Below are 25,485 nucleotides of genomic sequence, written 5' to 3'. Positions count from 1 at the left end.
GGTATCTTCAAATCGAAGAATGACCAAGATGAAGTCCTGTGCAATTTGGGCGATAGTTGTGGAAAAAGCTCGGCCCAACCACGCGATGTGACACCGCTCGGCTATAGTTCTGTTGGACCAAACCCAAGCGCGTCGTTGCCTCTGGTTTGTGTGGGCGGGATTGTTATCACGAGCCGATCGTCACGAACGTTCGGTGCCCCTGCACGTAACTGAGGACTGATTGCGAAGCCGCTGGCGTTTTTGTGTCAGCGGAGTTGTCGGTGTCAGCATTCTGTCACAAGCGCCTTGCTAAAGTGACCTCGCTCAGCCTCCTGCTCGGCCTCGCCGCGTGTCAGACTGCATCGATTGAAGATGCCTCCGACAACGTGAGAGAGGCTTGGAATGGCCCTCCGCCTGCGACGCGAACCGCGGCCATCAGCAGTTATAGCAATCAAGCGATGCCATCTCCTCTTGGGCCGAAAGCGGCCGGTGAGCCTGCGTTCTTCAATGGCTCCGGGCGTTTTCTTGGTAGCAAGCCTACCGGGGCTATGGGAGGGGTAGCCGAAGAGACCGGTGACGGCGTCACCCTTAACCTGCTGAATGCATCTGTACCTCAGGCTGCCAAGACTGTTCTCGGTGACCTGCTGGCGGCAAAATATACGATTGATCCGGGTATCGACGGGAAGGTTACCCTCCAAACGCCGGGGCCGGTCCCGCGTTCGACCGCTCTGAACCTTTTCCAGACCGCGCTCCGTTCGAACAATGCGGCTCTGATCTATGCGAGCGGTGCGTATAAGATCGTGGCGCTAGATCAGGCGGCTGTGGGCGCGAACCTCCAAATTGAGGGCGATCTGGACAGCACCGGCGCCATCGCCTCGAGTTTACGCGTCGTGCAACTGAGATACGTCGCTGCGTCGGAAATTCGGCGTGTCGTGGAACCAATATCCCCGCGCGGCACAATCGTCCGGACAGACGATGCGCGGAACACGATCACGCTGTCTGGCAACGACAAGGATATCAGCGGTGTTCTCGACGCAATCAGTGTCTTCGACGTCGATGTGATGAAAGGCATGTCGTTCGGCATTGTGCCTGTAAAGGCGAGCGACCCCGCAGCCATTACCGACGAACTTCGCAAGGTTTTTGATTCCGATCGAGAAGGCCCGATGGCAGGCATGGTTCGTTTTCTGCCCAACAAGCGGATGGGGGCGGTCTTGGTCATCACGCCACAACCGCAATATTTGTCGCGAGCAACGACTTGGATCCGTCGTTTGGACAATCGCGGGGAGGGAAACGAGAAGCAGTTCTATACTTACGTCGTGCAAAACCGCCGCGCCGCCGAGCTCGTCGGGGTGCTCCAATCAATGTTTAGCCAGGGTAAAGATGGAGGAAGCGACGGCAGCAGCGCTCGGAACGTTGCCCCTCAATATACAGAGGTCAGCGCGCAAACCTCGGGGATAAAGCAACAGTCGGGCATGTCTATGCAATCTGGCGGTATAGGAGGTTCCCAACCCACCACGCCTCCAGCCACAAAGGCGGTAGATGCGGGACCCGACACGACATCTTCCCTTCAGATTGGCAAGGACGAGGGCACAGGCGGTCCGCGCATCAAGGTCGTTGCTGACGAGACCAAGAACACGGTCCTGATTGAGGCGTCCGCTGCTGACTATCGACGCGTGGCCCGGGTAATCGGCACGCTCGATGTCATTCCGAACCAGGTTATGATCGAGGCAATGATAGCCGAGGTGACGCTGAAGGATGAGTTGCGCTTTGGTTTGCGTTGGTTTTTAAACAATGGCAATCAGTCCGCCACGTTTACAGACGATCTATCAGGTTCGATCGGCTCAGTATTCCCTGGTTTCTCTTATGCGCTACGGGCTTCCAACATCGCGGCGACGCTGACAGCGCTGAACAAGATCACCGACGTCAATGTAATCTCGTCGCCATCCCTCACCGTTGCTGACAACAGAACTGCCGCTCTTCAGGTTGGCGATCAGGTCCCGATCACCACGCAATCAGCCATCAGCGTGTTGACACCTGGGGCGCCGGTCGTGAACTCGGTTGCCTACAAGGACACCGGCGTCATTCTCTCGATCACGCCGCGGATTAGCGAAAGTGGTCGCGTCACGCTCGACATTGAGCAAGAAGTATCGACCGTTTCCGAAACGACTACATCGTCGATCAACTCGCCGACGATCAGTCAGCGGCGCGTGAGAACTACAGTGGTGGTCAACGACGGCGAAGCTTTCGCTCTTGGTGGACTTATCCAAGACAAGAGAACTAAGACGCGTACGCAAATTCCTGTGCTTGGCGACATTCCGATTCTTGGGAATGCAGTTCGGATGAAAGATGACCTGATTGGCAAGACTGAGCTCGTCATCATGATCGCACCTCACGTAATCCGGAACTTGAATGAGGCCAGGCAGATGACCGATGAATTCCGGCGCGAGCTGGCGATCATCATGCCGTATGGGCGCCGGCCGGTACCGCCCCGAACTCCCGAGCAGAAGCTGCGTCGGACCGTGGAGTGAGGCTCGATGCCCTCGTTTCTGTACCAAGCCTATGGCAGCGGAGGAGAACTCGCCGAGGGGCAGCTTCAGGCACTATCCGCCGAAGCCGCCGATGCCCTTCTTGGCCGGCGTGGGCTGACGGCATTCAAACTGACAGAGGTGTCACAGAACGCGCAGCCTTGGTGGCAGCGGGATTTGTTGTCGAAGGCCGGTCCGAAGCCGGCTTACCTCGCAACCTTCGCGCGCGAATTTGCTGATCTTTACAAATCGGGTGTGGCGCTGGACGACTGCTTGCGAATCCTTGCCGAGCAATCGACCGCTCGCCAACTTCGACAGGCTTGCGACGGCCTCCTGGACGACATTTTGAATGGGGCCACGCTGGCCGGTGCGATGGCGGAACGTCCGTCGACCTATCCCGGCGAGTTCGTCAATATCATCCGGGCAGGCGAAGCTAGCGGAACCTTGGGGGCGGCGTCCGAGGAGTTGGCCCGGCTGCTCGAAAGACGGCAAGAGCTGAACGCCAAAATTAAGTCCGCCTTGACGTATCCGGCAATCCTGCTTGTGCTGGCGCTGGTCTCGATCGTCATCGTCGTCGGAGCCTTGGTGCCAAGTATTGCGCCCATCTTTCAGGAAGGGGGCAAGCCTATGCCCGGAGCACTTAGAATGCTCGTCTTTCTGGCCGACAATTGGGGAGGCGTTGTGGTGGGCACACTCGGTCTTGCTGGGGTAGGGGCCGTCTGCTGGATCAGCATCCGACGCTCGCCTGCACGACGTTTGGCCTGCGATAAGTATCTATTGGAGCTGCCAGTTGTTGGCATGATCGCTCTAAGCCAGGATACCGCCAACTTTCAGCGCACGCTCGGAACTCTATTGCGGGCAGGAGTATCTTTATTAGAAGCGTCCATGTCCGCGCAGGCTGTGATCCGCAACAGCCTGCTGGCAACCAAGGTCGAAAGAGCCGTTGGTTTCATCCGCGAAGGTAGGGCGTTGGCGGTCGCTTTGCGTGACGAAGGCGTGTTTCCACCCGCGGCCATCCGCATGATGGCGATCGGTGAGGAGACCGGAAAACTCCATCAGATGCTGCTTCGGTCAGCGGCCGTGTTCGAGGACCGGGCGCTCAAGGGCATCGACCGTGCGATGGCGCTTCTGACGCCAGCGCTTACCCTGAGCGTTGCCGTCGTAGTTGGCGGTCTGGTGCTGACCGTGATGATGGCGATTCTCAGCATCAACGACGTGGTAGGCCGCTGATGCGGTCGTGGTCGCATCAGCATGATGGCTTCACTATTTTGGAGCTGCTTGTTGTACTGGCTATAATGGCCCTGGGTCTAGCGCTCGCCCCACCACTCATCGGCAGGACAGCTGATCGGCTCCGGTTGGAATCCGCCCAGGCCGCGCTTCTCAACGCACTCAAAGCCACGCGCGCAGCAGCCATCATGAGAAGCACTGAAGCTTCGCTAGTCATCGATCTCAAAGAGCGAACGTTCCGATCACCCGTGCTCCCCGTGACAACGCTTCCGGCAAAGGTCGAGCTCGCGCTGAAGGTGGCCGATTTCGAAGCCACCGACAAGTCTCATGCAGAGATCCGCTTCTATCCGGATGGCTCCTCGACCGGCGGCGACTTGACGCTCAAGCTCGAAGATCGGATTGCGCGTCTCTGTGTCAACTGGCTCACGGGGCTACCGCGTGATGATTGTAATTAAATCCTGGGCTGCGTGGCCGAGGCGATCCCGGACAAACGAGGGTTTCACCCTGCTTGAAGTCGTCGTGTCGCTCGCAATCCTGTCTCTCTCGCTTGGCGTGCTCTATCACGTCCTGGCCAATGCGCTCGGAAACGAAAGCTATGCCGAGACCCTCAACCGGGCTCGGCTGGTCGCTCAAGGGTTGGTCGCAAGGGTAGGAGTCGACATTCCCGCGAACGTTGGCGAAACGTCAGGAGACGACGGTCATGGCCTACGCTGGCGCATAAGCCGCAAGGCTTTTGATCCGGGCAGCGGACGCGCGGCCATCTCGGCGATTGAGGTCTCAGCCGAGATCTTCTGGGGCGATGGGACAGCGGAGAAGTCGATCCGTCTCACGACACTTCGTCTCGCGGACGGCATGCGCCCGCGATGACCGCCACCAACAGACAGAATGCAGCCGATGCCGGGTTCACGCTGCTTGAGATGCTGGTGGGCCTTGTCCTGACCAGCCTGCTCGCAGTCATGCTGGTCGGTGCAATCCGTTACGGACTGACAATTCGGGAGCGAACTGCGCTCCGGGCCACAGCCTTCGACAGAATGGTCGCAGTTCAGGATTTCCTGCGTAACAGTCTCACGTTGGCCTATCCTCGAGTCATTGGTGACGCCAATGGAACGGGCCGCCTGGAGTTCGAGGGGACACGGACTTCGATCCGCTTTGCGGCGCCCGCGATGCAATCCGGCGGACTTGGCGGCCGCTCCAATTTCACAATCACAATTAACTCGTCCAGTCCACCGGCCTTGGTAGTCGATATCGATGATCCCCGCGCCGCCGCTAATGGCCGCAAAGATGTGCTGCTCGCAAACGTTGCTAGCATCGCGTTCTCTTATCTGCCGAGGGTCGCGCTCGATGAGACGCGCTGGGCTGATCATTGGGAACCGGGGACGAGCTTGCCTGCGGCCATTCGGGTCAACGTGAAGTTTCCGCCGGGTGATCAGCGGGTGTGGCCAGAATTGCTAATCGTGCCGCGTATCGACGTAGACGTGAGCTGCGTGCTCGATGATCTCACCAAGCGCTGCCGCGGTCGCTAGCGAGGAAAGATGAGCCATGCCGCTGCTCTCGGTCCTGTGGGGTATCGCGCTTCTCGCCGTCATTGCTACGACTGCGATGGATGCAACCGGAACGTCGCGAAAACTGGCTGACAACGGCCTTTACGCGGCCGAAGCCGACGCGATAGCGGAGGCGGCAATTGTACGGGCGGCCATCGGCCTGTCCGACCCCACACCGGGAACGGGTTGGCGTGCCGATGGCCGGCCACGGCAATTCGAGCTTCGGAGATGGCGCGCAGTGGTCCGGATCCAGGACGAGCTCGGTCGCATTGACCTCAATTTTGCAGATCAGGATCTGCTGTTCGGACTGCTTCGGTCTGCCGGCATCGAGCCGCAGAAGGCCACCGTGCTAGCGCTGGCTATCCTGGAGTGGCGGATGACGCCGGTCCCCGGCGTGAGCGCCAGTGGCCAGCCGCAGCGGCGCCTGTTTCAGTCCGTCAACGAAGTGCTGCTCGTTCCCGGTATGTCGCCGGATCTGTTCGCCAGGATAGAGCCGGCCCTTACGGTTTATTCGCAACGCCCGACATTCGACCCGCAACTCGCACCGGCGGAAGCTCTACTCGCATTACCTGGCGCGTCCCGCGATCAGGTCGCCCAAACTCTGGCCCATCGCGCGCAAGTTGCGCTCAGGGCGGATGCTGCGCCGTCCCTGAAAGGCCGTGCCTACTCGCTTGCGATCGAGGCCACCGATGGCAGTCATAAAAGGGTATATCGCGCAACCATCCGCTTTACCGATGATCCGGCCAAGCCCTATTGGCTGCTGGATTTTCAGGTCGCGTCGAGGAGTTGAAGAGGAAACGGACAGAAGACGTTACGTTAGGGTGACGGATACATCCTGACGTCCATTTTCGAGCTGTTCTGCCGCAAGGTCACACCAGCTGCCGTAATTGCTTCGACCTTCCAGCCCATTACTTGGTCGCCTTCGCTGAGCCAGGTCCCATTGTTGTCGGCAGGGCTGAGGACCAGCGCCTTCTTGATCCGCTTGTCCATGACGATGCCGGCAACAGTCACCGCGGGCGGCGGCGCGACGGGCGCGACCGCCACGACCGAAACGGCCGCGGGTGCGGGCGGCACGTAGGGGGAACGCGACTTGAAGAAGGCTGGCGTCGCCAAGGTTCGACCGAGAGCTGCAATCTGTTTCCCGGGGACTTCCGGAACCTTTTTCTCGCCTGCGCCGCCGAGGGCACTGGTCGTCATTTCGGATGTTTCGGTCGGCTGGAAGCTGGACTTGACGATCGCGCTCAATAGACCCGCGTCGAGCAGGCCGAAGACTGCTAGGCAGATTGCGGCCAGGGGCGGGGGCCGGCGCAGTTTCATGGCTGGCCACCATTCTTCGGCAGCGTCCCAGTGATATCGAGATTCGCCTCGAGAGTCGGCTCGATGGAAGTCCCGTTACCCGCCGTCGGCTTGAGGCTTGCACCTCGGATGAAGAGATAGGGCTTGTCGACTTCTATTTCGTAGATGGTCCTTTGAAGCTGTTGATGTGTTCCAACGAGCGCGACCTTTGCACCGATATAGCGCAATACGTCGTCCGCCGGGAGTGTGAGACCCTGCATGGTTAGGACGCGCGCGCCATTGCGCTCGGCAACACTCTTGAGACGAATCTGGAGCTCGGCTGCAATGACACCCTCGTTAGCGCCTTTCAGGAAGTCGCCTTCGGTCATTTGGGTCTTGATGCGCTCGCCGGCCGCACGCACGTCGCCTTCGCGGGCGAGGATCGCGTCCAGACGGTCCAGCACCTGCCGCTTTTGTGCGATATCGTCGTCTAGACCCTGGACATAGTCGGCCAACGCTGCGCCCAGCCCGATGACAAAGAGCAGAGCCAGCATGTTTACGCCTATGAACAGCATGCGGCCGCTGCTGGGAGAGAGCCGGAGAAATCTTTTCATTATGGTACCCTCTTCGGAGAGGGGTAAGGTCTCACCTTCATCTGCAAGGCAAAGCGCTCACGCTTTTCGGTCGGATCGACGCTGACAGGAGCCGTCAACGCCGCTTCGGCGAAACTGCCAGCGTTCTCGAACAAAGTGACGAGCTCTGCCGCCGATGGTGAGAACCCGGTGAGCCGCAAAATCTGCCCATCGCTCCCAGTGCCGGACTGCGTCAATTGGAGCTCAGTCAGCCAGGACTGAGTGGGCAAGGTCGCCGTGACCTTTTCCCAGATCTGCGAGAGATCGGGCCTTGATACCTTGTCGCCGCGCACGCGCATCATCGCGCTTTGGCGCTTGTCTAGATCGTCCATTTGAGTTCGGATCGACTGCGCCTTGGCGCGGCTTGCATCGATCCTGTCGGCAAGCTCGGTTAGTGTCGCCTGCTTGCGCCAAGCCGCAACGCCGAATGCGGCGAAGCCGAGCACCAGTGCTCCGAGCGCCATGGCGCGCACGGCAGTCCAGTACCAGGGACTCCGGCCGGCCTCCGCCGAATTGAGGACGAGGCGCGGCTGAAAAGCCGGGCCAAATCCTTCGATCCGCGAGACGTCCCCCAGACCGAGGTGAAGGTCCGTGAGCGCCTGAGCAATGAAGGATCGGCGAATGATCCAATGATGGACCGTAATTTTGCCCGCGTCCGGTCCTCGCTCGACCTCGTAACTGTCGTCAATGTCGTCCGGCTTGAACGTGGTCTTTCGCGCGAGGTCCTTGGCGACGATCTGGTCCAAGTCGGACAGCGTCTGCTCAGGCAGGCGCAAGGTGCGGACGAAGAACCTGTCTGTAGGGACTACCACGACGAGGTCGACATCCTGTCGCGTAAGACCCTTTCCCTGCAGAAATCGATCCAATGTCTCAGCGGAATGACTGGAAAATCGCTCCGTCGTCTCTGGCTCGCTTCCATCACCGGTCATGCGAAATTCAACCGCATCGGCACCATCGTGCTTAAGGTAGAGCGTCTGTCGCCGCGGGCCGAGAAGCCGCCGCCCGAATGGAGTTTCCAACAGGCTGAAGAATTCGCGTTTCCACCAAGCCCAGAACGAGTCGAATGATCGCGAGGCCGTCCGCAAGGCCTGGGATATGCGTCCCCCGCCGAGAAGGCTTTTGGTCCGGGTGGTCGCAGCCAAGAAGGACATCTTGCTAATGGCTCCGGGTTGCGCGCACGACTTCTTCCAAGGTCGTCTGGCCCCGCCACACCTTCTCGAGCCCGTCCTCGTACATGGTGGTCATGCCGGCTTCCCGCGCAGCGGCTTCGATCTCCGTTTCGGGTGCCGTTGCCAGGACCAGGCGCTGAATTGTCGGGTCAAGGAACAGAAATTCCGAGATGGTCGAGCGTCCCTGGAAACCCGTGCCGCCACATTGATCGCAACCGTGCTTCTGGCGAATGTCGGGAATGTCTGCCGGCGACAAGTTCTTCAGGTTGCTTCGGATGTCATCAGCAAGATAAGCGGCGTTGGGATGGGGGACCGAGCAGTGCGGACAGAGACGCCGGGTCAGGCGTTGCGCAGTTACCGCTTTCACCGTCGATACCAGGAGGTAGTTTTCGATTCCCATGTCCGTCAATCGCGTCATGGTCGAAACGGCGCTGTTGGTATGCAGGGTCGAGAACACAAGATGTCCGGTGAGGGACGCCTGGACGGCAATACGTGCCGTCTCAAGATCGCGGATTTCACCGATCATGATGATGTCGGGGTCTTGCCGTAGGATCGAACGTAAAGCCGCCGGAAAGGTAAGCCCGATGCTGGGCTGCACCTGCACCTGGTTGATGCCCTTGAGCTGATATTCGATCGGGTCCTCGACGGTGAAGAGCTTGCGCTCGGCGGTGTTGAGCGATTGAAGGGCCGTATAAAGGGTGGTCGTCTTGCCACTGCCGGTCGGCCCCGTGACGAGAATGATCCCGTCGGGCTGCTTGAGCAGATCGTTAAAGTACTCGATGTGCGTCCGGTCGAAGCCGAGCTCGGTGAAGTTTAGCCGGATGCGCGAACGGTCGAGAATGCGCATGACCACGCTTTCACCGAATGCTGTCGGTATCGTGGAGACGCGGAAGTCGATGTCGACGCCGCGCACAGCGACCTTGGTGCGTCCGTCCTGCGGAAGGCGGCGCTCGGCAATGTCGAGCCGCGACATGATTTTGATGCGGGAAGTCGCCGCGGCCCGCGTCTCTACACCCAGACTCTTCACCAGTCGCAGAACACCGTCGATTCTATAGCGGACCAGAATGGCATCAGCCGTCGGCTCAATGTGAATGTCGCTGGCTCGCTGTTCCACCGCCTCTGTGATGATCTGATTGACGAGGCGGATCGTCGGCGCCTCACTGGCGAGATCTCGTAGCCGTTGCAGATCGTGTTCACTCGCATCGGTGCTTCCCACGTCGGCGCGACCGTTGGATTTGGCCCCGCCATAGACCGTGTCCACCGCCCGGTCGAAGTCGGCCGGTAGGAACAATTGTACTGAGACGGCTAGATCCGTGGCGTAGGCGAGGGCGCGGAGCGGCTCGTCGGAGAGGGGGTCGGTCGTTCCGACCTCGAGACGGCTGCCGTCGATCCTGAGTGGAAGAACCCTGTTGAAGCGCACGAAATCCGCATCGATCATCTCGGGCAGGACTGGCGCTGCTGGGATCGAGGTGAGATTGGCGATGGGAATTTTCAGGAACGCCGCGAGCGAAAGAGCGAGCTCGGTATCGGGCAGCAGGCCGAGCTTGCCGAGGACTCGGTCGATCCGATCTCCGGTCGATAGCGCTGCGCGGCGGGCTCGCTCAAGCGCCTGGCTGTCGAGTTTATTGCCTTCCACCAGAAAGGCGCCAAAGGAATCGAGAAAGCTGGCAGCCGCAGCCTGTTCAATCCGATCTCCGGAGCCTGCTTGCGGCGGAATGGAATATGCTTTGGTGGCTGCAGCGGCTTGCATGATCAAAAAAGATGCCCTGATGCCCAGCTTGCCAGAATGCCTGCACTTAGAAACGGTCCAAAAGCCGTTCTCTCAAATCTTTCAAGACGCCGTCGCCACACGGCCCGCGCCAGAATAAAGACCAGGGCGAGCATCGAGGCGATCAGCAGCATCCAGGGGGCCGGTTCCCAGCCGAGCCAGAGACCCGCAGCCGCACCAAGCTTGATGTCGCCGAAGCCGAGGCCGTCGATGCCACGTCGCCGACGGAAAAATATCGCGAGGCTGAGCAGTAGAGCGCTACAGCTGAGAGAGCCAATTAGGGCGTCGATGGGCGCGGGTCGCCCGGTGATCACCGATTGCAGCACGCCGCAGACGCCGAGCAGTAGGGTCAGGCTGTTGGGCAGAACGCCCCGGCGAAAATCGACGATGGAAAGCGCGAGCAGAATCGTCGCAAGAACCATGCCGCAAAGAAAATCTGCAATCGCATTTTGCGCGATGGGCATTCTCGTGACCTCGCCGAGTTAGAACGAGATCAATGCGCTCTCGCGATTGGACTTGCAAGGCTAGGGTCAACGCAAGATTGCTCGATTGTGGACAATCGCCTCGAACTCTGGATGTTTCATGCCATCTTCACGCTCGCGTCACGCAAAATTCTAAGCGTTACAAGTCACAACTTCAAAAGCGATCGAGCCGAGCGGAGGATGAATTCTGCTGAGCTTCATTCCGTGCAGCTGAGCTGCTTGCTGACGAGGTTGTGGAGAAGTAGCACGGCGTATTGACGTTGAGACAACCAAAAGTTTTATTTGACGATGCTGGGACTGGGAATTCGGGGGCAATTGCATGGCGGGCTCACAGAGATCATCCGAAACCGGAGTCTCCTTCGTCTTTTTTGCGGGACGCCAGGGCCGTGCCGACAGCTCCTAAGTGTTGACTTGCAGCTGACCTGCGGACGCGTTCTGGTGATCGACTCGGTCACCGAGCTCCTCGAGATCAAAACTTCATCCTGACAAACGCCGACTGCGAAAAAGCAGCAGGTGCGAACGTCTTCGCGTTTGTTGCTCTATGAAAATGTGTTCCCGGAAGGAAAAGAGATATGTTGCAAGAAGGACCGAAATACCGGGCCGCGCGAGCCAGGCGGCCTAGCCCGCGGCGCTTTTTGACAACCTTTGTTGCGGCAAGCATCTTTCTTGGGAGCTCTGTGCCGGGCTCGTCCGGCACGATGTCGCTTTCAAGTAGCTTCAACGTTAGCCCAACGGGGGCGGCGACCTATTCTATTCCCATCGCATTGCCGCCGGGGACGGCCGGCATGGTCCCATCCCTATCAATCGAATACAGCAGCCAAAGCGGAAATGGCTTGTTGGGACTTGGATGGTCGCTCTCCGGATTACCATCGATATCGCGCTGCGGTCGAACGTTGGCACAAGATGGTGTGTCGAGTGGTGTCGGCTTTGGGATCGACGACAAATTCTGTATGGACGGACAGCGATTGGTTGCCGTGAATGGCGCGTATGGAGCCGACGGTACCGAGTATCGGACAGAAGTCGAGACCTTCTCAAAAATCATCGCGCATGGGTCGGGCAGCGGGCCCGACTGGTTTGAGGTTCACACGAAATCTGGCCAAGTCTTGGAGTTTGGCCACTCTGTGGACTCTTCTATCAAACCGGCGGGGCGCGCGGGGTCCTTGATTTGGGCACTGAGCAAGACGAGCGATACGAAGGGAAACTACTTTACGGTCAGCTACAACGTCGACACCACCAACGGACAATACTGGCCGACCAGAATTGATTACACCGGCAATAGTGCCGCCTCGGTGGCTCCCTATAATTCGGTTCAGTTTGTTTATGCCACCAGGCCCGACTCCGTGCTGACGTATCAGCAGGGCGGGCAGAACAAGACGACTGTTCGTATGACCAACGTGAAGACTTATTCCGGGTCGACGCTGGTGACCGATTATCGATTGGCATATCAACAGAGCCCATCTAGTAGTCGATCTGAATTAATTTCTGTTACGGCTTGCGGCGCCGACGGCGCCTGTTTGCCGGCTAACACGTTTCAGTGGGCGAGTGGAGGGGGCGCGCCATCCTGGGTGCATGGCGGTGGCGCCAATCCAAACGGTTGGAATTTTGGCGCGCCTGGACCTGCAAACGGATACTTCACAGTTTCAGGCGACTTCAATGGTGACGGAAAGGCGGACTTTGTCGAGGTCGCTTCAGGTACCCATTACGTGCTGCTAAGCAATGGCAACGGCACGTTCACAGGAAGTGGGCCGTTTCAAAATCCAAACGGGTGGGTCTTCAGTGATCCGCCGAATAAGCAATATTCGATCCTCTCTGGCGATTTCAACGGCGATGGTAAGACCGACTTCGCGCTCTTGTGCGATCTCTACTATTACGTTTTCCAGAGCAATGGTAACGGCACTTTCCTCGGCCTCGGTGGCTTCAGATACTCCGGCGCATCAAACTTTGGTAACCCGCCACATGCTCTCTACACGCCTTTCTCTGGTGACTTCAACGGCGACGGCAGGACCGACATAGCATTCGTAAACGGTACAAATTACTGGACCTTCTTGAGCAACGGGGATGGAACGTTTGCCGAGAGCGGTGCTGCAAATCCGAACGGATGGAATTTCGGAAGTAGCGTGCCGGTTCAGGTGACGAGCAATGGTGTAAATATGAACGCCACGTCAACGACGTCGAGCTATGCCACGTTTTCAGGCGATTTCGATGGAGACGGCAAGACCGATCTCGCGCTGATTTGCGACAAGTACTACTACGTGATGCTGAGCAACGGGGATGGCACATTCCGCGGAGTAAGCGGTACCTATGCGGGCGGATCTAACTTTGAGAACCCGCCGAGTGCAAAGTATGCGATTTTTGTTGGTGATCTGAATGGAGACGGCAAAACAGATTTCACACTGGTTGGCGGGGCCAATTACTGGTCTTTCTTGAGCAAAGGCGACGGTACGTTCACGGAAAACGGCACTACGAATCCCAACGGATGGGTCTTTAATTTACCCCCGGCTCTAGCTACGGTGACGTTCACCGGAGATTTTAACGGCGACGGCCGCACTGACTTAGCTTTCGCTGGAAACACTCATTATTACTTCTTTATGAGCAACGGTGACGGCACCTTCAGCGGGGCCGCAGGAGGCCTTTACACTGGCGGCGCTGCTTTTGGTGATCCGCCTACCGTTTCCTACTTGCCGATCCCTGGGGACTTCAACGGGGACGGCATAACCGATCTTGCAATGCAGGGGGGGACGTGGACCTGGGTCGAGACGGCTACCGGATCTCTTGCAGACGTTGTCACGTCGGTAACTGGTGGCCTCGGCGCAACTATCGCGATTACCTACGAACCGCTGACGCATTCGTCGGTGTACACCAGGGGAAGTAATGCCTCGTATCCCGAGCAGGACTTGCAGGGGCCGATGTATGTTGTTTCGCGCGTTGATACCGCAAATGGCATCGGCGGATCTTACAGCTCCACTTATAATTACAGCTCGGCCAAGATGAACATGCGCGGCCGAGGGTTTCTCGGCTTTATGCAAACCCAAGTCAAAGACTTGCAGACCGGCATCGTTGATACAACTAACTACGCTAAGGATTTTCCCTATATTGGCTTGGTAAGCTCTACTGCGCGTACGCTCGGCTCGCAGACGCTGGGTCAGTCGACTAACACTTACCAGTTTCGCAACGCAAGCGGTGTGGCTGTTGTGAACGCAACGAGCGTGACATCTGCGCCATACAAGGTGTCGCTGGCGCAGAACGTCTCCAGCGGTGCGGACCTCGACGGCTCGGCGCTGCCCGCCGTGACGACGTCGAACCAATATGACGCCTATCTCAATGCAACGCAGGTCGTAGTGTCGACGCCTGACGGCTTCAGCAAGACGACCAACAACACCTACGTCAACGATCCGAGCCTCTGGTATCTCGGCCGATTGACGCGGGCGACAGTGACGAACGTCGCGCCATAGCGCGGCGTGAGGTGGCGACGAAGATCTGTCGTTCGCGGGATTTGTGTCGGCGGTTGCGTGAGTGCGTGTTCGGTCGATTGGCTGATTGGCACTTTGGGCTTGGGGAATAAGCAATGTTGAAGATCGTGAAGTCGTCGGTTGCGGCTGCCGTTGTCATGCAGTCCAACCTGGGGCAGGACGTGAGTAACCGCGGCCCTGTACATCGTTGGTCGCGCACTCTGGCTCAAGCTTTGGGCCTAGCCGTACTGCTCGGTGCGGCGTCACCAACGGCATCCACCGCAGCGCAAATCATTATTACGACGTCCACCAGCTGGACCGTCCCGAGCGACTGGAATAACGCCGATAATATGATCGAGGTGATCGGCGGCGGTGGCGGTGGAGGGGGCACCGTTGGTGGGGTATATGGCGCGACGGGCGGCGGTGGCGGCGAGTACCGTGGCGCAATCAACGTCACCCTGACGCCAGGTGCGTCGATACCTGTCGTAATCGGATCTGGCGGACAGGGCGGGACGACGGCGCCCACCAACGGCTCAGCAGGAACGGCAACGACCTTCAACGGTTCGATGCTCATCGCAAATCCGGGGCAAGGCGGGGTAGCCTCTGGCACAAGCACCGCAGGTGCTGCCGCCGGTGGCGCTGGCGGTGTCGGCGGATCCGTGCACTTTAATGGAGGTGCGGGAGGTGCTCGTCTTACATTAACGGCGGGTGCGGGTGCGGGCGGCGGAGGAGCTGCAGGCCGTAATGGTCCTGGTGCGGCAGGCGGCAGTCAGAACGGCGGACTTGGTCCTGGTGGCGCTGGCGGCGGAGCAGCAAATGGCGGGGCGGCAGGCGCCAACTTGCCCTCGATCAACTCGGGAGCCTCAGGCGGCGGCACATCCTCTGGGGCTGCCGGCGGTATCGGCGGCGCAGCAGGAGTGGCCGGCGCAGCTGGTTCAAACGGAGCCGGTGGAGGCGGCGGCGGCGGTGCGCCGAATTCGCCTATCGGAGCGGGCGGCGCGGGAGGCGCCGGGCTCAGCGATTGGGGCAGTGCGGGCGCGGGTGGAGGCGGCGGCGGCGGTGCTGCGGCCGGAGCTAGCACTTCCGGCGCTGGCGGAGCTGCGGGCTCCTATGGCGGCGGCGGCGGCGGTGCAGGGTCATCCTCCGCCGGCGGAAACGTTGGTGGTGCGGGCGCCAAGGGAATTTTGGTTATCACCTACACGCCTACGGCCACGTCGGCCTCTCCTGGTGGCGGAGGCAGCTCAAGCACCATCACGCGAACCTCGTCTTTCGGTTACGACGCGCAAGGTGTGCTGAACCAAGAGGTAGTCGAGCCCGATACGCCGGCACTGCGACTCCAAACCGATTACGGTTACGACAGTTTTGGCAACAAGACCTCGATCACGGTCAGCGGTGCGGACATCGCGGCGCGGTCGTCGACGAGCGTGTTCACCGCGAACGGCCAGTTCAACAGCACTAACACCAACGCATTGAGCCAGAGCGAGAGCGTCCAGTACGACGCCCGGTTCGGGAAGCCGAGCAGCCACACCGGCCCAAATGGCCTGACTACCACCTTTAGTTACGACAGCTTCGGCCGCAAGGTCCAAGAGATCCGCGCCGATGGCACCCAAACCAAGTGGTTCTATCGCTTCTGCAACGGTGATCTCGTCGGGGCCGCTTGCCCTTCGAGCGCCACCTATGAGGTGGCGGAGGTTCCCCAGGATAACAGCGGCACCAACATTATTGGTCCTGTCGTAGTGGTCTATTTCGACCAACTTGATCGCGAGGTGGGACGCGACACACAGGGCTTCAACGGCAGTTGGGTGCGCGCGACGCGCACCTATGATGCGCTGGGTCGAATAACTCAAGCCAGCCGGCCTTACTTCCTGAGTGGAGGTACGCCGCAATACACCACCTATACCTACGACACGCTCGGCCGCGTGCTGACCGAAACCAAACCCGACGGCAGCGTTTCGGCAACGGCCTATCACGGCCTCGTGGTTACTGAAACAAATGCGCTCAATCAGACCCGCTCGGTGACGAAGAACAGCCATGGCAAGGTGGTCTCGATCACCGACGCCCAGAACGGCGTCATGACCTATGCCTATGACGCGGTCGGCAATCTGCTCTCGACCACGGATGCTGCGGGCAACGTCGTGGCCGCGATCTACGATCTGCGTGGCCGAAAGATCGCCAGCAACGACCCCGATCTCGGTCACTGGACCTATAGCTACAACACGCTCGGCCAGCTTGTCAGCCAGACCGACGCGAAGAGCCAGGTCACCACGCTCACTTACGACAAGCTAGATCGTCTGGTGCAGAGGGTGGAGGCGGACGTCACGAGCGTCTGGACCTACGACACCGCAGCGCATGGCATCGGCAAGCTGGCGTCGTCCGGCATCACGGCGGGCCTCGGCAACGGCTTTGGCCGCAGCGTCACCTATGACGCGCTCGGCCGGCCTTCGCAGGTCTCAACTACCGTCGATGGTGCCACTTATGTGATGGGCGCGATCTATGACGCCCAAAGCCGCATCAGTAAGGTGAACTATCCCTCCGGCTTCACCGCGCGCTACGGTTACAACGCGCTCGGCTTTGCCAACGGCCTTGCCGACGATGCGACGAACTTTAGCTATTGGACCGCGAACGCGATGGATGCCGAAGGGCATCTGACTCAGCTTACCTCGGGCAACGGCCTCGTCACCAACCGTGCCTTCGAGGCGACCACCGGCAGGCTCAGCGGCCTCACCACCGGCAGTGGCGCCGGCACCGCGGTGCAGAACCTCGGCTATACATATGACCGGCTCGGCAACCCGCTGTCGCGCACCGACGGCAATACCAATCTCAACGAGACCTTTACCTACGACACGCTGAACCGGCTGACCTCCTCGACGGTCAATCTGACACCGACGCCGCTGGCCAAGACGTTCACCTACAGCGCCATCGGCAACATGCTGACGAAGTCCGACGTGGGCACCTACAATTATCCCGCGGCCGGTCAGGCGCTGCCCCATGCGGTCTCCAGCATTACCAACGGTCTGATCTCGACCACCTTCACCTACGACCTCAATGGCAATCAGACCTCGGGTCTCAATCGCACGATTGCCTGGACGTCGTACAACAAGCCTGCGAGCATCACACAGGGCACGCGCACCATCAGCTTCGTCGATGACACGGAGCACCAGCGCTTCAAGCAGGTGACGCCGGAGGGCACGACGCTCTACATCGCCGGCTTCGGCGTACTGGCCGAGGTCACAAATCCGGGCACGGCCTCACAGAAGTGGACCGACTATCTCGCCGTCGGCAATGCCAAGGTCGGCATGCGCACGCTCCAGACTGCGTCCGAGACGCTGACCACGCGCTACTTCCACGTCGACCATCTCGGCTCGATCTCTGTCATCACCGACGAGAATGCGATGGTGGTGGAGCGTCTCAGCTACGACGCCTGGGGTAAGCGGCGGAATCCGAACGGCACTGACGACACGACCGGCAGCATCACCAGCCAGTCCACGCGGGGCTTCACTGGTGAGGAGCAGCTCTCAATCGGCGGCCTCGTGCATCTAAACGGGCGCGTCTACGATCCATTGCTTGCAAGGTTCACATCGGCCGATCCAACGGTCACTGACCCCATGAACATGCAGGGATGGAACCGCTACTCTTATGTCGGCAACGATCCGCTCGCGTTCACCGATCCCAATGGGTTCAACTGGTTCTCGAACGCCTTCGGTTGGATCGGCAAGGCGTTCACTGCGATCGGCAATTTCTTCAAGCAGAACTTCATGGCGATCCTCCAAATAACTCTCAATGTAGTGCTGAATGCGGCGACCGGATTCGCGTGTGTTGCCTGCGTCGCTGCGGTGAGTTCCGCCATAGTGACCGGCATATCTGGGGGCAATCTCGGGCAAATACTAAAGAGTGCGGCGATAGCAGCCGCAACTGCCTTCGCCTTCCAGCAGATCGGACCGACACCTTCGTTTGCTGCGAACCCCGGCGGGTATATCGCATCCGTTGGCGCCAACGCAGCCGTTGGGTGTGCTTCGTCAGTCGCGTCAGGTGGATCTTGTGCCTCCGGCGCACTGTCGGCTGGAGTGGGGGCTGCACTCTCTCCCGTTACACGGTCCGTCTTCCAAAATCCCTTGCAGAATACGGGCGACCTCATCGGCGGCACCATTGTGCAGGCAACGGCTGGCGGCATTGCTTCAGTAGCTGGTGGGGGAAAGTTCGCCAACGGAGCAGTAACCGCGGGCTTTCAGTACCTTGCAAGTATCGGCGCGGACGCCGCTAGCGATCAATGGGAGAAAGCGCGACTAGAGTGGCAGCGCTCCAATCCCGAATTGATGGAGGCCAACGCGCAATGGCTAACCGTCTTCGCTCGTCCTCCCGTTGTCTTTAGAGGAGGCATGCCGAGGGAGTTGACTCCCCTGGAGGAATTGCCGCCGGGGTCTGCCGGTGGCCCGGGATCAGGAAAGCCATTTCCGCGATCATTCAATGACAATCAATCAGAGGGCGTCCCCTGCACATATTGTGGCACCGAAACCACACGAGGATCGGGTCCCGATCGGCTTAATGGTGATCACATCATTCCTAAGTCTCAGGGGGGCAACAACAGCGAATGGAATTACGCCCCATCTTGCCAGACGTGCAATACTTCGAAAGGGCCACGTTCGCCTCAGGAGTGGTACAATTGGCTGCAGCAGGGGCAGCGTTCCTGATCGATCGCGAATGCCTTTAGCTTGTCGAATGAAGGCCGGTCTTCTATGCTGACGGTACGCCCTCTGGTCGAGGTGATCATGCCGATCTCCGTAGCGTTGGATCACATCGAGTGCTGGAGCTCTGGCAATCGCTGCTGGATCAAAGCACTTACCGGGGGTGATTTATTATTGGGAGTCGGTCCCTGTGAAAGTTCGGTTCCAGCTCGATCCGTCTGATTGGCACGGTCACGGTAGTGAAACTTTGTGGGCAGAACCAATAACCCAAGGCAACGCCTCTGTTTTCGTTATTCACAACTCTCCTTTCTTCGCGAGAAGCATCAACAATTGCGATGTGGTTAGCGTCTCACGAACAGTAGATGGCACGGTATTTGATTTTGTGCAGGTGGTGGAGCGTGGAGGACATTCGACGTACATGTTGCTAGTAGCACCCACCGAAACGCGATTCCGCTCATATTGGGATTTGCTCCAGAGCATGGGTTGTTCTTATGAAAGCATGCATATCAAATTGAGTCTCGGAACTCGATTGCTCTATTCGGTCGACGTTCCGCCTTCAGCAAACATTTATGACGTGTATGACATTCTTGAGAGAGGAGAGGCCGCCGGCGTGTGGAAATTCCAAGAGGGCTACGCTCATGTTCCCGGACGCCAAACTGGGAGCAACGCGTAGTTTTGGTGCTGGCGATCGGTGGCGCTTATGGCGCCGATAGCGCCAACTACCGCGCGCCCGTGTAGCGACCGTATCCAACCCGAGAGGCGCTGTATGCGTTGGCGCCGGCCGCGACCCTGTGAGCAGAGCGGCTGCAACCTGTAGGTTTTTTTTCCTCCTGAACCAGCATCTCGTAGGCGACGATCTTCATCTCGAAGTCTGAGCCGGCGGCGTGCTGGACTGCCTCCACTTGCCAACCCGAAACTCGACAGGCTGGCGGCTCAGGTTGCCCACTACGAACACGGGCCGGCCGTTCGCTTGGAGCTGACGCACAGTGGGTCGGACGAGGACCACCGAGTTTCTCTGTCGAGAGACGAGGGCAGGTTGCCCATCCCGCATGAGGGCTTGCTGCTGCGGATTGGAGGCCTTGAATGAGACCGTCTCGCCGGCTGTCGTGCAGCCGGCGAGGGCGGCGCAGGCAGCCGCCACCTACGGTGGAATTGGCGGCAACGGCGGCGTCGCCAATGACACCTATCAGGCGCGATATGGAACGGCCACCGCCCCCACGAATGGAGCTGCAGCGACCGGCACAGCGCTCGGCTCGCAAGTCGTTCAGGTGATCTCGACGGCTTCGTCCTTCACCACGTTGGCCGCCGGCGGGCTTATCACCGGCCTGACACCGGGAACGCAATACTGGTTCGATATCGCCTTGGCTTCAGGAAGCGGAACGGCCAGCCTGCAGAACGTCACCTGCTCGGCCAAGGAGTTTTGAGCTCTATCGCAGGGTACGACGATTTCGGAATTTTGACGCGTCGAGGACCGTGATTCTCGTTCAGATTGTGTCGCAGCGGTCGAGAACAGATCGTGAGCAAGGGCAATATTGTTTTAAAATCAAACAATTACGACGCGGTTCCGCCTCTTGAAATAGCGCTTGCGCACTCCCACCTTCTTGGGCGAGAATTCGACGCACTTCACGACAGGCGGTGAGCATCGCCAGCGCCGGAACGGGCACCCGCTTGACCCATATGGGGTCGCAAAAGCGGGCTCCAACCTCGGCGAATGCAGCTCAAACGCTGTCGATCATAGCAAGGCAAACATGCCCGACTAATCGCTCCCAAGGCTATTTCGGAGCGAGACCTGGAGACAGATCGAGTGCTGGAACAGCGGAACGCTGGCAGCACCCGAGCGTTTCGTTGGCATGACTTGGTGCGGCACCCGGTTTGCGGGCGATCGCGGACCTGTGTTGTTTCGTGATGAAGATCAAGGAACTTTTAATGGTTTTGTTTAAAAGATTAGGACCTAATTTCCGAAAGAGCGAATCGGATAGAAGCTGGAAGTGTGCAAGCAAAGGAGGACTGGCATGACTGCACTTATCGCTACCGGTTCTCGTCTGGTGTTGGACGGCTGGCGTTTGCTCACCGACATCGAGCACCCGGAAAAGCTCGCCGTGCGAGCATTCGCGCTGACCACGGCGCTTGTGACGTTGGCAGTTACGATCCGCGTTATTTTTTAGCTATCGAACTGCGAGCGACCCAAGCCTGATACGGCTTGGGTCGCCAGCCCAACGATTAGGCCGAAGAACACGTATCCTGTCAGCGCCTCGATACCTGCAATAAGTCGCATCTCTGGTAGCGCGGTAAAGTCTCCGTACCCCAACGTCGTCCATGTGACGATCGAAAAGTAGAGCGCGTCTCTGCCTGGTGCATCCACCCGAAGCGATCCGTCCGCCAGTGGCGGCGGCGCTGCTCCGCCGTACATCAGACCATATCCCCGGTACATCGCAGCAAATACGAAAATCAAAGCGATTTGTTGAGCGAGTAAAATCCAGAACGACCTTCCTGGCCGCATCTCAAGTACAAAAAATCCCAAAATCAAGGCGAGCGATGTAAGCAGGCAGAGGATCATGATCCACCAGCAGTAGGTAAGCTGGTTTGTGAAGTCGTCCCACCTCAGGAAGAACAAAATGAGGCCCAGTGCGAGGGTCGAGAACATCGGAAAGAGGATGAAGAGCAGCGCCTCTGTGTAGTGATCAACAAGTGCAAGGAAACGAATAAAAAGCTGGCCTAACCTGCGCAACGCGAATCCCCCGACGAGGCAATGTGCTAAGTATCCCCCACAAGTGAACCGCAACCGCTGGGCGAGCGCAAGAGCTGTCAGTCAGAATTTTGTTGGCTTGAACGCGCAGGGTGTAGAGCTACAACCTTCGTTGCACCGGGTCAGCTTTGGTCGCTCATGAACAGCATAATGAAATCGCGATTGAGCGCCGATATTTCGACGGCAATCTTGCGGGTCTCGCTGAACGTCAAGCGCCAATGTATCGTTGCGCTCGCATCATCGCTCTTGGCCTTGTACTTGTCGCGATGCTGTCGAAGTAGTGCTGCATCCGTTTCGGGATAGTCTTCAGGGTTGTTCCACGAATCGCCGCTGGGCATGCCGCCGCCCCACATGCGGTGTAAAATCTCATTGCGCTTCGAACTCAGATTGCGGATACGGCCAACAAAGCTTGATGCGCGTGATCGAAGCGGCTCCTGCGAGGTTTCCTGAATACGGTTCTCGAAAAAATCGAGCCGTTCGCGAAGGCTACGAAGCGCCTTGTGTTTCTCGATCAGTTCAGAATTGGCGCCTGCGAGCTTTCTAATTTCCGCCTCCAACAACCATTCGGTCATAGACCATTGGGTGGCGACCATGCCAATCGCCCAAAGTTGCCGGTCGGGGATAGCGGGGTTGTAGGCAAATCGGTTTCGTGACGGAAACCACAGCGGTTCTTTGTCCAGCATTGGCCGGCGCCCGATTGCTCAAATAGATTGTGATGGATCACCATTCCGCAATCGGATGGTAAGTGAAAGGCCTCAATGCGTGAGGCCCCAAATGATGCCTGCGATCAGCAGCACGAGCATGCAATACGCGGTGCGGCGGCCGATGCGGTACATTTTACTACCGCCTCTTGGCCCGAGCCTCTAGTACAGCCAGCGTTGCCTCGCCCACTGCGTGGATCTCGTAAGCAGTAAGCTGGCTGCCCATAAGGTTTGAGTTTCGCTCCACCATTTTAGCAAGCAAGCCGCCGCACAGCACAGCCGCATCGCGCGCGATCAGGTCGGCCGCGTCCGGTCCTGTCGAAAGTCTGAGCGCCTCCTCGGTCACGCATCGATTGTAAGTAACAATCGCCGGATCAGCGGCGAATGCTGGCGTCGAAGCCGCGCATAACATCGTGGCGGCCCATATCATAGAACGCATAGCCCCTCCGAAAGGCCATACAACTGCAACCGTTGGGCGAGCGCAAGTGGGATAGCGGGGATTGGGACCAACTGTCCTTTGACGCGCTGCGAAATTCGGAGCCGGCTCGGCGAGCGCAATCACGCGCTCGATGGAGCTGTGCATGCCTGCCTCAGTGATGACGAACTGCGCCGCCTGTCCACATCTGTCCGATTGTCAGAGGATCGGCTCTTGCCTCGACGAGATCAACGCTGCGCAGTTGCTGAACAGAAGGAGAGGATCCCCGCATCCGACCTTAATGACGCCCGCACAGGCAGACGAGTGCATGGCTGCACTTCAACGTGGGCTGACACTTCGGCGGATCACCGGGGGTGGCAAAGCTGGCAAGACGATCGTGTCGCTGACAAAGTTTAGAGCTCACTGCGCTGCGTATCCAGAATGGGGCGCTGAGGCGATGCGGCTGGCGAAAGCGAATGGGCAAGCTGCGGCTCATGTCCGATCTACCGTAACCTGGAGACTCGCAATTCAACGATCGGCCCAAAAGCGCCGGACGGCGGAGAGATACAGGAACGGCCACATCCGGACACTGGAAAATACCTTCTATGCGCAGCACGTTGTGAACCAAAAGACCTATCTCGTCAGGCGCCGTAAGGATTGCAACAAAGGCGCCCGCGAATCTCGCATGCCGAGCGTTGAGCAAGTACGAGCTTCCGTCGCCGTGCTCCATGAAGGTGGGACACTAAGCTCGAACGCGTCGACCTATGAGCAGACCATCATGCGCAACTTCATAAGGGCGAATCCAAAGATCGGCAGCCGACTGCGAGCTTTTTCCGAAAAGAACGCCAGCACAATCCGAAGTGCTGCCCAGCGATCAAGGTTCTTGTTGGCAGCCTCATCTTTAACGCGAAACGGCGGTGAAGACGCCTTCGAAGCAGTGCGGCAAGCGACAGCTCTCGTGGCGGAGCATGAGCGCGACGACGTCATGTCTCGGATGTTCGTTGCGATAGCTGAAAGGCGCCTGAAGCTGCGAGACGTACGATCCCGAGTCGGGGAGTTCGTGGCCGATCAGCGGCGTCGGCCGCGGGTGTACGGGGACGCCCGGCTCAGCCTGGACAATCCAATTGGCGACGACAGCGGCATGACCTGGCTCGACACGAAAACCGACGCCGACCGGCTTTGGGGATAGGCGCGCCGAGGCGCCGATCTGCAAGAGTCACGCGAACCGGAAGGAAAAACGACCGCTTGACGGTCACCCCACGGCGGAGTCTGATCGGCGGCATGCGGCAGCATCAGCATATCATCGACGAGCTCAAGCGGTTCGAACGGCTATGCCTGGAACTCGCCGACGACTGCACCATGCCGGAGGAGCGCGCCGGCCTGCTCGAGATGGCCGCCAACTATCGGGCCGAGGCAGATCGGCCGTTCTGGCACGTCCCATGTGCTTCCCAAGCCCAGAAACTGGGAAGCAAAAGCATCCTAGGTCGTTGCTATTCCCACGTAAAATCTCTTCTTGACCGATCTCCGGCTATCATGTGCCGTCTCTTGTGTTGCCCACCAGCTATGGTTTTGGCGGCCGCTTCTTCGGATCCTTGTGGTTGAAATGGCCGCGGGTCGGCAGCGGTATGCCGTGCCGCTTGCAGAGCTGCCGGAGCGCGAATTCGGAGATGCCAAGGTCCGCGGCCGCGCGGATCATGGTCTTGCTCCAGACGAGATTGCGGAGCTTTGCCCGGCCTATCCTGACACGGGTGCGGCGGATTTGGACATCGACATCCCGGCTCCTGTGGACGCGCTCCCGTTTGATCCCATGCTTGCGCTCGAAGGCTTTGGTAGCTTTGTCTTCGAGCCTCGACCGCCGGCGCGTCAGGCGGTCGGGATAGGGGTATGGGCCCGGGGCGGAGGCCCAGCGGAGCTTATAGTATCGTCGTGTCCAGGATTGCTGCTCCTTGTCGTCGAAGGGATAGAAGGGCAGGTCGACCGAGGGGGCCCATGGCGCGCCGGGGGGCATGTAGGCCGGCTGTTGGAGCTCGAAATCCCACCAGAGGGCATCCGAGAGCCTGGTGCGCTGCTCCCGAGCTGCCAGGTGGTCAATCGTCTCAGCGCTGTACCGCGGCTCGCCGTTCGGCCCGCCGGCGACCGGCGCGACGATGCCGATGTTGAGGAGCTCCTCGAGCTCTTCGCCACTCAGCTGAAGTCGCTCGAGGACCTCGATAGCTTCGTACAGTCGGGGAGCGGGGATCATCTCGCGGGGGCTCCGACGTCCACGCGGGTCCACCGGATAGAGCGCTGCGCGAAGCTGGTGTTGAAATAGCCCTTCGGCGGGACAGGTATTTCGAAGAGCGCGCAGATGCGCCTGAGCACATGCTTCTTTAGGCCAATGCGATCTGCGACCTCGGCCAGCGGCGCGTTCCACACCCGGAGCCCGAGTTCGGTCCGAGATATGCCGGTGTACTTAAGGACCTCTTCATTTTGAAGCGAGGCCAGTCGATCGATCATCTGTTCGGCATAGGCCGCAGCCAGCATCGCCTTCTTGATATCGGGCGAGACATCGTGCGGTACGTCGGGACGGGTGGGCGCCGGATGTTGAAGGGGTTGGTCGGGCGGGTCGGCGCGTGGACGCGGCGAGAACTTGCGACCGTCGGCGAGGGGACCCGCGGTGTCGAGGCTTTCCGTTTCGTAGCGCATGCTTGGCTCTCCATGAGCCCCCGCATGCGTTGGGATCACTGAGGGGAAGCGTCGTCAACCGTGAGAGTTTGTCGACTTTGTCGACGCTGCGCGGATGCCGGCAACTGAAGGTGCTGCGGCGTAGGTGTCTGGCTTTGCGTGATCGAAAGCTTCGCAAAACTCGGCGCGCTAGCGCGGGGCACTCCGAATCAAACGATCAGGGTTGTCGA

Annotated in this window: 21 protein-coding genes; 12 read left to right on the top strand and 9 right to left on the bottom strand. The window is 59.3% G+C overall.

The features are described from left to right. The first annotated feature begins 260 nt into the window (after positions 1 to 260). From gspD to CO669_RS25280, 6 genes are read left to right on the top strand one after another with little or no spacing between them, the layout of a single operon-like run. Positions 261 to 2,507: a type II secretion system secretin GspD gene (gene gspD, locus CO669_RS25305; RefSeq protein WP_245444477.1), complete on the top strand. Its 2,247-nt coding sequence runs from the start codon at positions 261 to 263 to the stop codon at positions 2,505 to 2,507. A 6-nt stretch (positions 2,508 to 2,513) separates the two neighbouring features. After that, positions 2,514 to 3,734, top strand: a complete 1,221-nt coding sequence (locus tag CO669_RS25300; protein ID WP_097662653.1) for a type II secretion system F family protein — start codon at positions 2,514 to 2,516, stop codon at positions 3,732 to 3,734. Continuing rightward, positions 3,734 to 4,186 (top strand): GspH/FimT family pseudopilin, encoded by a 453-nt coding sequence (locus CO669_RS25295; protein ID WP_097662652.1) that lies wholly within the window; start codon positions 3,734 to 3,736, stop codon positions 4,184 to 4,186. Before CO669_RS25300 ends, CO669_RS25295 begins: the two co-directional genes overlap by 1 nt. Continuing rightward, positions 4,173 to 4,598 (top strand): type IV pilus modification PilV family protein, encoded by a 426-nt coding sequence (locus CO669_RS25290; RefSeq protein ID WP_097662651.1) that lies wholly within the window; start codon positions 4,173 to 4,175, stop codon positions 4,596 to 4,598. The genes CO669_RS25295 and CO669_RS25290 overlap by 14 nt, the downstream gene beginning before the upstream one ends. After that, the gene (locus CO669_RS25285) at positions 4,595 to 5,254 is read left to right on the top strand and encodes a prepilin-type N-terminal cleavage/methylation domain-containing protein (RefSeq protein WP_097662650.1); all 660 of its coding nucleotides are present in this window, start codon (positions 4,595 to 4,597) and stop codon (positions 5,252 to 5,254) included. Before CO669_RS25290 ends, CO669_RS25285 begins: the two co-directional genes overlap by 4 nt. Before the next feature lie 16 nt (positions 5,255 to 5,270). Beyond that, positions 5,271 to 6,062, top strand: coding sequence for a type II secretion system protein GspK (locus CO669_RS25280; protein WP_097662649.1), 792 nt, complete (start codon positions 5,271 to 5,273; stop codon positions 6,060 to 6,062). A 26-nt stretch (positions 6,063 to 6,088) separates the two neighbouring features. Here CO669_RS25280 and CO669_RS25275 read toward each other — a convergent pair whose 3' ends face one another. The 5 genes from CO669_RS25275 to CO669_RS25255 are packed head-to-tail and all read right to left on the bottom strand — an operon-like array spanning position 6,089 to position 10,580. Then, entirely contained in the window at positions 6,089 to 6,589 is a 501-nt protein-coding gene (locus CO669_RS25275; protein ID WP_097662648.1) for a hypothetical protein, read from the bottom strand. Next, positions 6,586 to 7,161, bottom strand: a complete 576-nt coding sequence (gspM, locus tag CO669_RS25270; RefSeq protein WP_097662647.1) for a type II secretion system protein GspM — start codon at positions 7,159 to 7,161, stop codon at positions 6,586 to 6,588. The genes CO669_RS25275 and gspM overlap by 4 nt, the downstream gene beginning before the upstream one ends. Further along, entirely contained in the window at positions 7,161 to 8,321 is a 1,161-nt protein-coding gene (locus tag CO669_RS25265) for a PilN domain-containing protein (RefSeq protein WP_143278729.1), read from the bottom strand. The genes gspM and CO669_RS25265 overlap by 1 nt, the downstream gene beginning before the upstream one ends. 13 nt (positions 8,322 to 8,334) lie before the next feature. After that, positions 8,335 to 10,098 (bottom strand): GspE/PulE family protein, encoded by a 1,764-nt coding sequence (locus tag CO669_RS25260; protein ID WP_097662645.1) that lies wholly within the window; start codon positions 10,096 to 10,098, stop codon positions 8,335 to 8,337. Positions 10,099 to 10,100: 2 nt separating this feature from the next. Continuing rightward, on the bottom strand, positions 10,101 to 10,580 hold the full coding sequence (locus tag CO669_RS25255) for a prepilin peptidase (RefSeq protein WP_097662644.1): 480 nt from the start codon (positions 10,578 to 10,580) through the stop codon (positions 10,101 to 10,103). A 590-nt stretch (positions 10,581 to 11,170) separates the two neighbouring features. On the opposite strand from CO669_RS25255, the gene CO669_RS25250 reads away from it, so the two are divergent. The 5 genes from CO669_RS25250 to CO669_RS35735 all read left to right on the top strand — a co-directional run bounded on the left by CO669_RS25250 (position 11,171) and on the right by CO669_RS35735 (position 20,894). Beyond that, a complete protein-coding gene (locus CO669_RS25250; RefSeq protein WP_245444475.1) occupies positions 11,171 to 14,050 on the top strand; it encodes an FG-GAP-like repeat-containing protein in 2,880 nt (959 codons plus the stop codon). A 113-nt stretch (positions 14,051 to 14,163) separates the two neighbouring features. After that, on the top strand, positions 14,164 to 18,735 hold the full coding sequence (locus CO669_RS25245; protein WP_097662642.1) for an RHS repeat-associated core domain-containing protein: 4,572 nt from the start codon (positions 14,164 to 14,166) through the stop codon (positions 18,733 to 18,735). A gap of 184 nt (positions 18,736 to 18,919) precedes the next feature. Further along, positions 18,920 to 19,402 (top strand): DUF4265 domain-containing protein, encoded by a 483-nt coding sequence (locus CO669_RS25240; protein WP_158228793.1) that lies wholly within the window; start codon positions 18,920 to 18,922, stop codon positions 19,400 to 19,402. Positions 19,403 to 19,808: 406 nt separating this feature from the next. Beyond that, positions 19,809 to 20,153: a hypothetical protein gene (locus CO669_RS25235; RefSeq protein WP_143278728.1), complete on the top strand. Its 345-nt coding sequence runs from the start codon at positions 19,809 to 19,811 to the stop codon at positions 20,151 to 20,153. A gap of 588 nt (positions 20,154 to 20,741) precedes the next feature. Beyond that, positions 20,742 to 20,894, top strand: coding sequence for a hypothetical protein (locus CO669_RS35735; RefSeq protein ID WP_158228792.1), 153 nt, complete (start codon positions 20,742 to 20,744; stop codon positions 20,892 to 20,894). On the opposite strand, the gene CO669_RS25230 is transcribed toward CO669_RS35735, so the two are convergent. Together CO669_RS25230 and CO669_RS25225 are read right to left on the bottom strand one after the other, a co-directional pair. Further along, on the bottom strand, positions 20,891 to 21,457 hold the full coding sequence (locus CO669_RS25230) for a potassium channel family protein (protein WP_198964254.1): 567 nt from the start codon (positions 21,455 to 21,457) through the stop codon (positions 20,891 to 20,893). The two genes, CO669_RS35735 and CO669_RS25230, sit on opposite strands and share 4 nt — an antisense overlap. 140 nt (positions 21,458 to 21,597) lie before the next feature. Further along, positions 21,598 to 22,158 carry a hypothetical protein gene (locus CO669_RS25225; RefSeq protein WP_143278727.1) on the bottom strand — a complete coding sequence of 187 codons (561 nt, stop codon included), beginning with the start codon at positions 22,156 to 22,158 and terminating at the stop codon, positions 21,598 to 21,600. Between the two features lie 599 nt (positions 22,159 to 22,757). Between CO669_RS25225 and CO669_RS35415 the strand changes: the two genes are divergently transcribed. After that, positions 22,758 to 23,780: a hypothetical protein gene (locus CO669_RS35415; protein ID WP_143278726.1), complete on the top strand. Its 1,023-nt coding sequence runs from the start codon at positions 22,758 to 22,760 to the stop codon at positions 23,778 to 23,780. Between the two features lie 372 nt (positions 23,781 to 24,152). Here the strand turns inward: CO669_RS35415 and CO669_RS25210 are convergent, their stop codons facing one another. Continuing rightward, a complete protein-coding gene (locus CO669_RS25210; RefSeq protein WP_097662636.1) occupies positions 24,153 to 24,833 on the bottom strand; it encodes a hypothetical protein in 681 nt (226 codons plus the stop codon). Next, positions 24,830 to 25,276 carry a hypothetical protein gene (locus CO669_RS25205; RefSeq protein ID WP_097662635.1) on the bottom strand — a complete coding sequence of 149 codons (447 nt, stop codon included), beginning with the start codon at positions 25,274 to 25,276 and terminating at the stop codon, positions 24,830 to 24,832. The genes CO669_RS25210 and CO669_RS25205 overlap by 4 nt, the downstream gene beginning before the upstream one ends. Positions 25,277 to 25,485 lie beyond the last annotated feature (209 nt).

Source organism: Bradyrhizobium sp. Y36, assembly GCF_002531575.1.
Classification (GTDB): domain Bacteria; phylum Pseudomonadota; class Alphaproteobacteria; order Rhizobiales; family Xanthobacteraceae; genus Bradyrhizobium.
The sequence above is the reverse complement of the archived record's forward strand: the minus strand, read 5'-3'. Positions and strand labels throughout refer to the sequence as shown.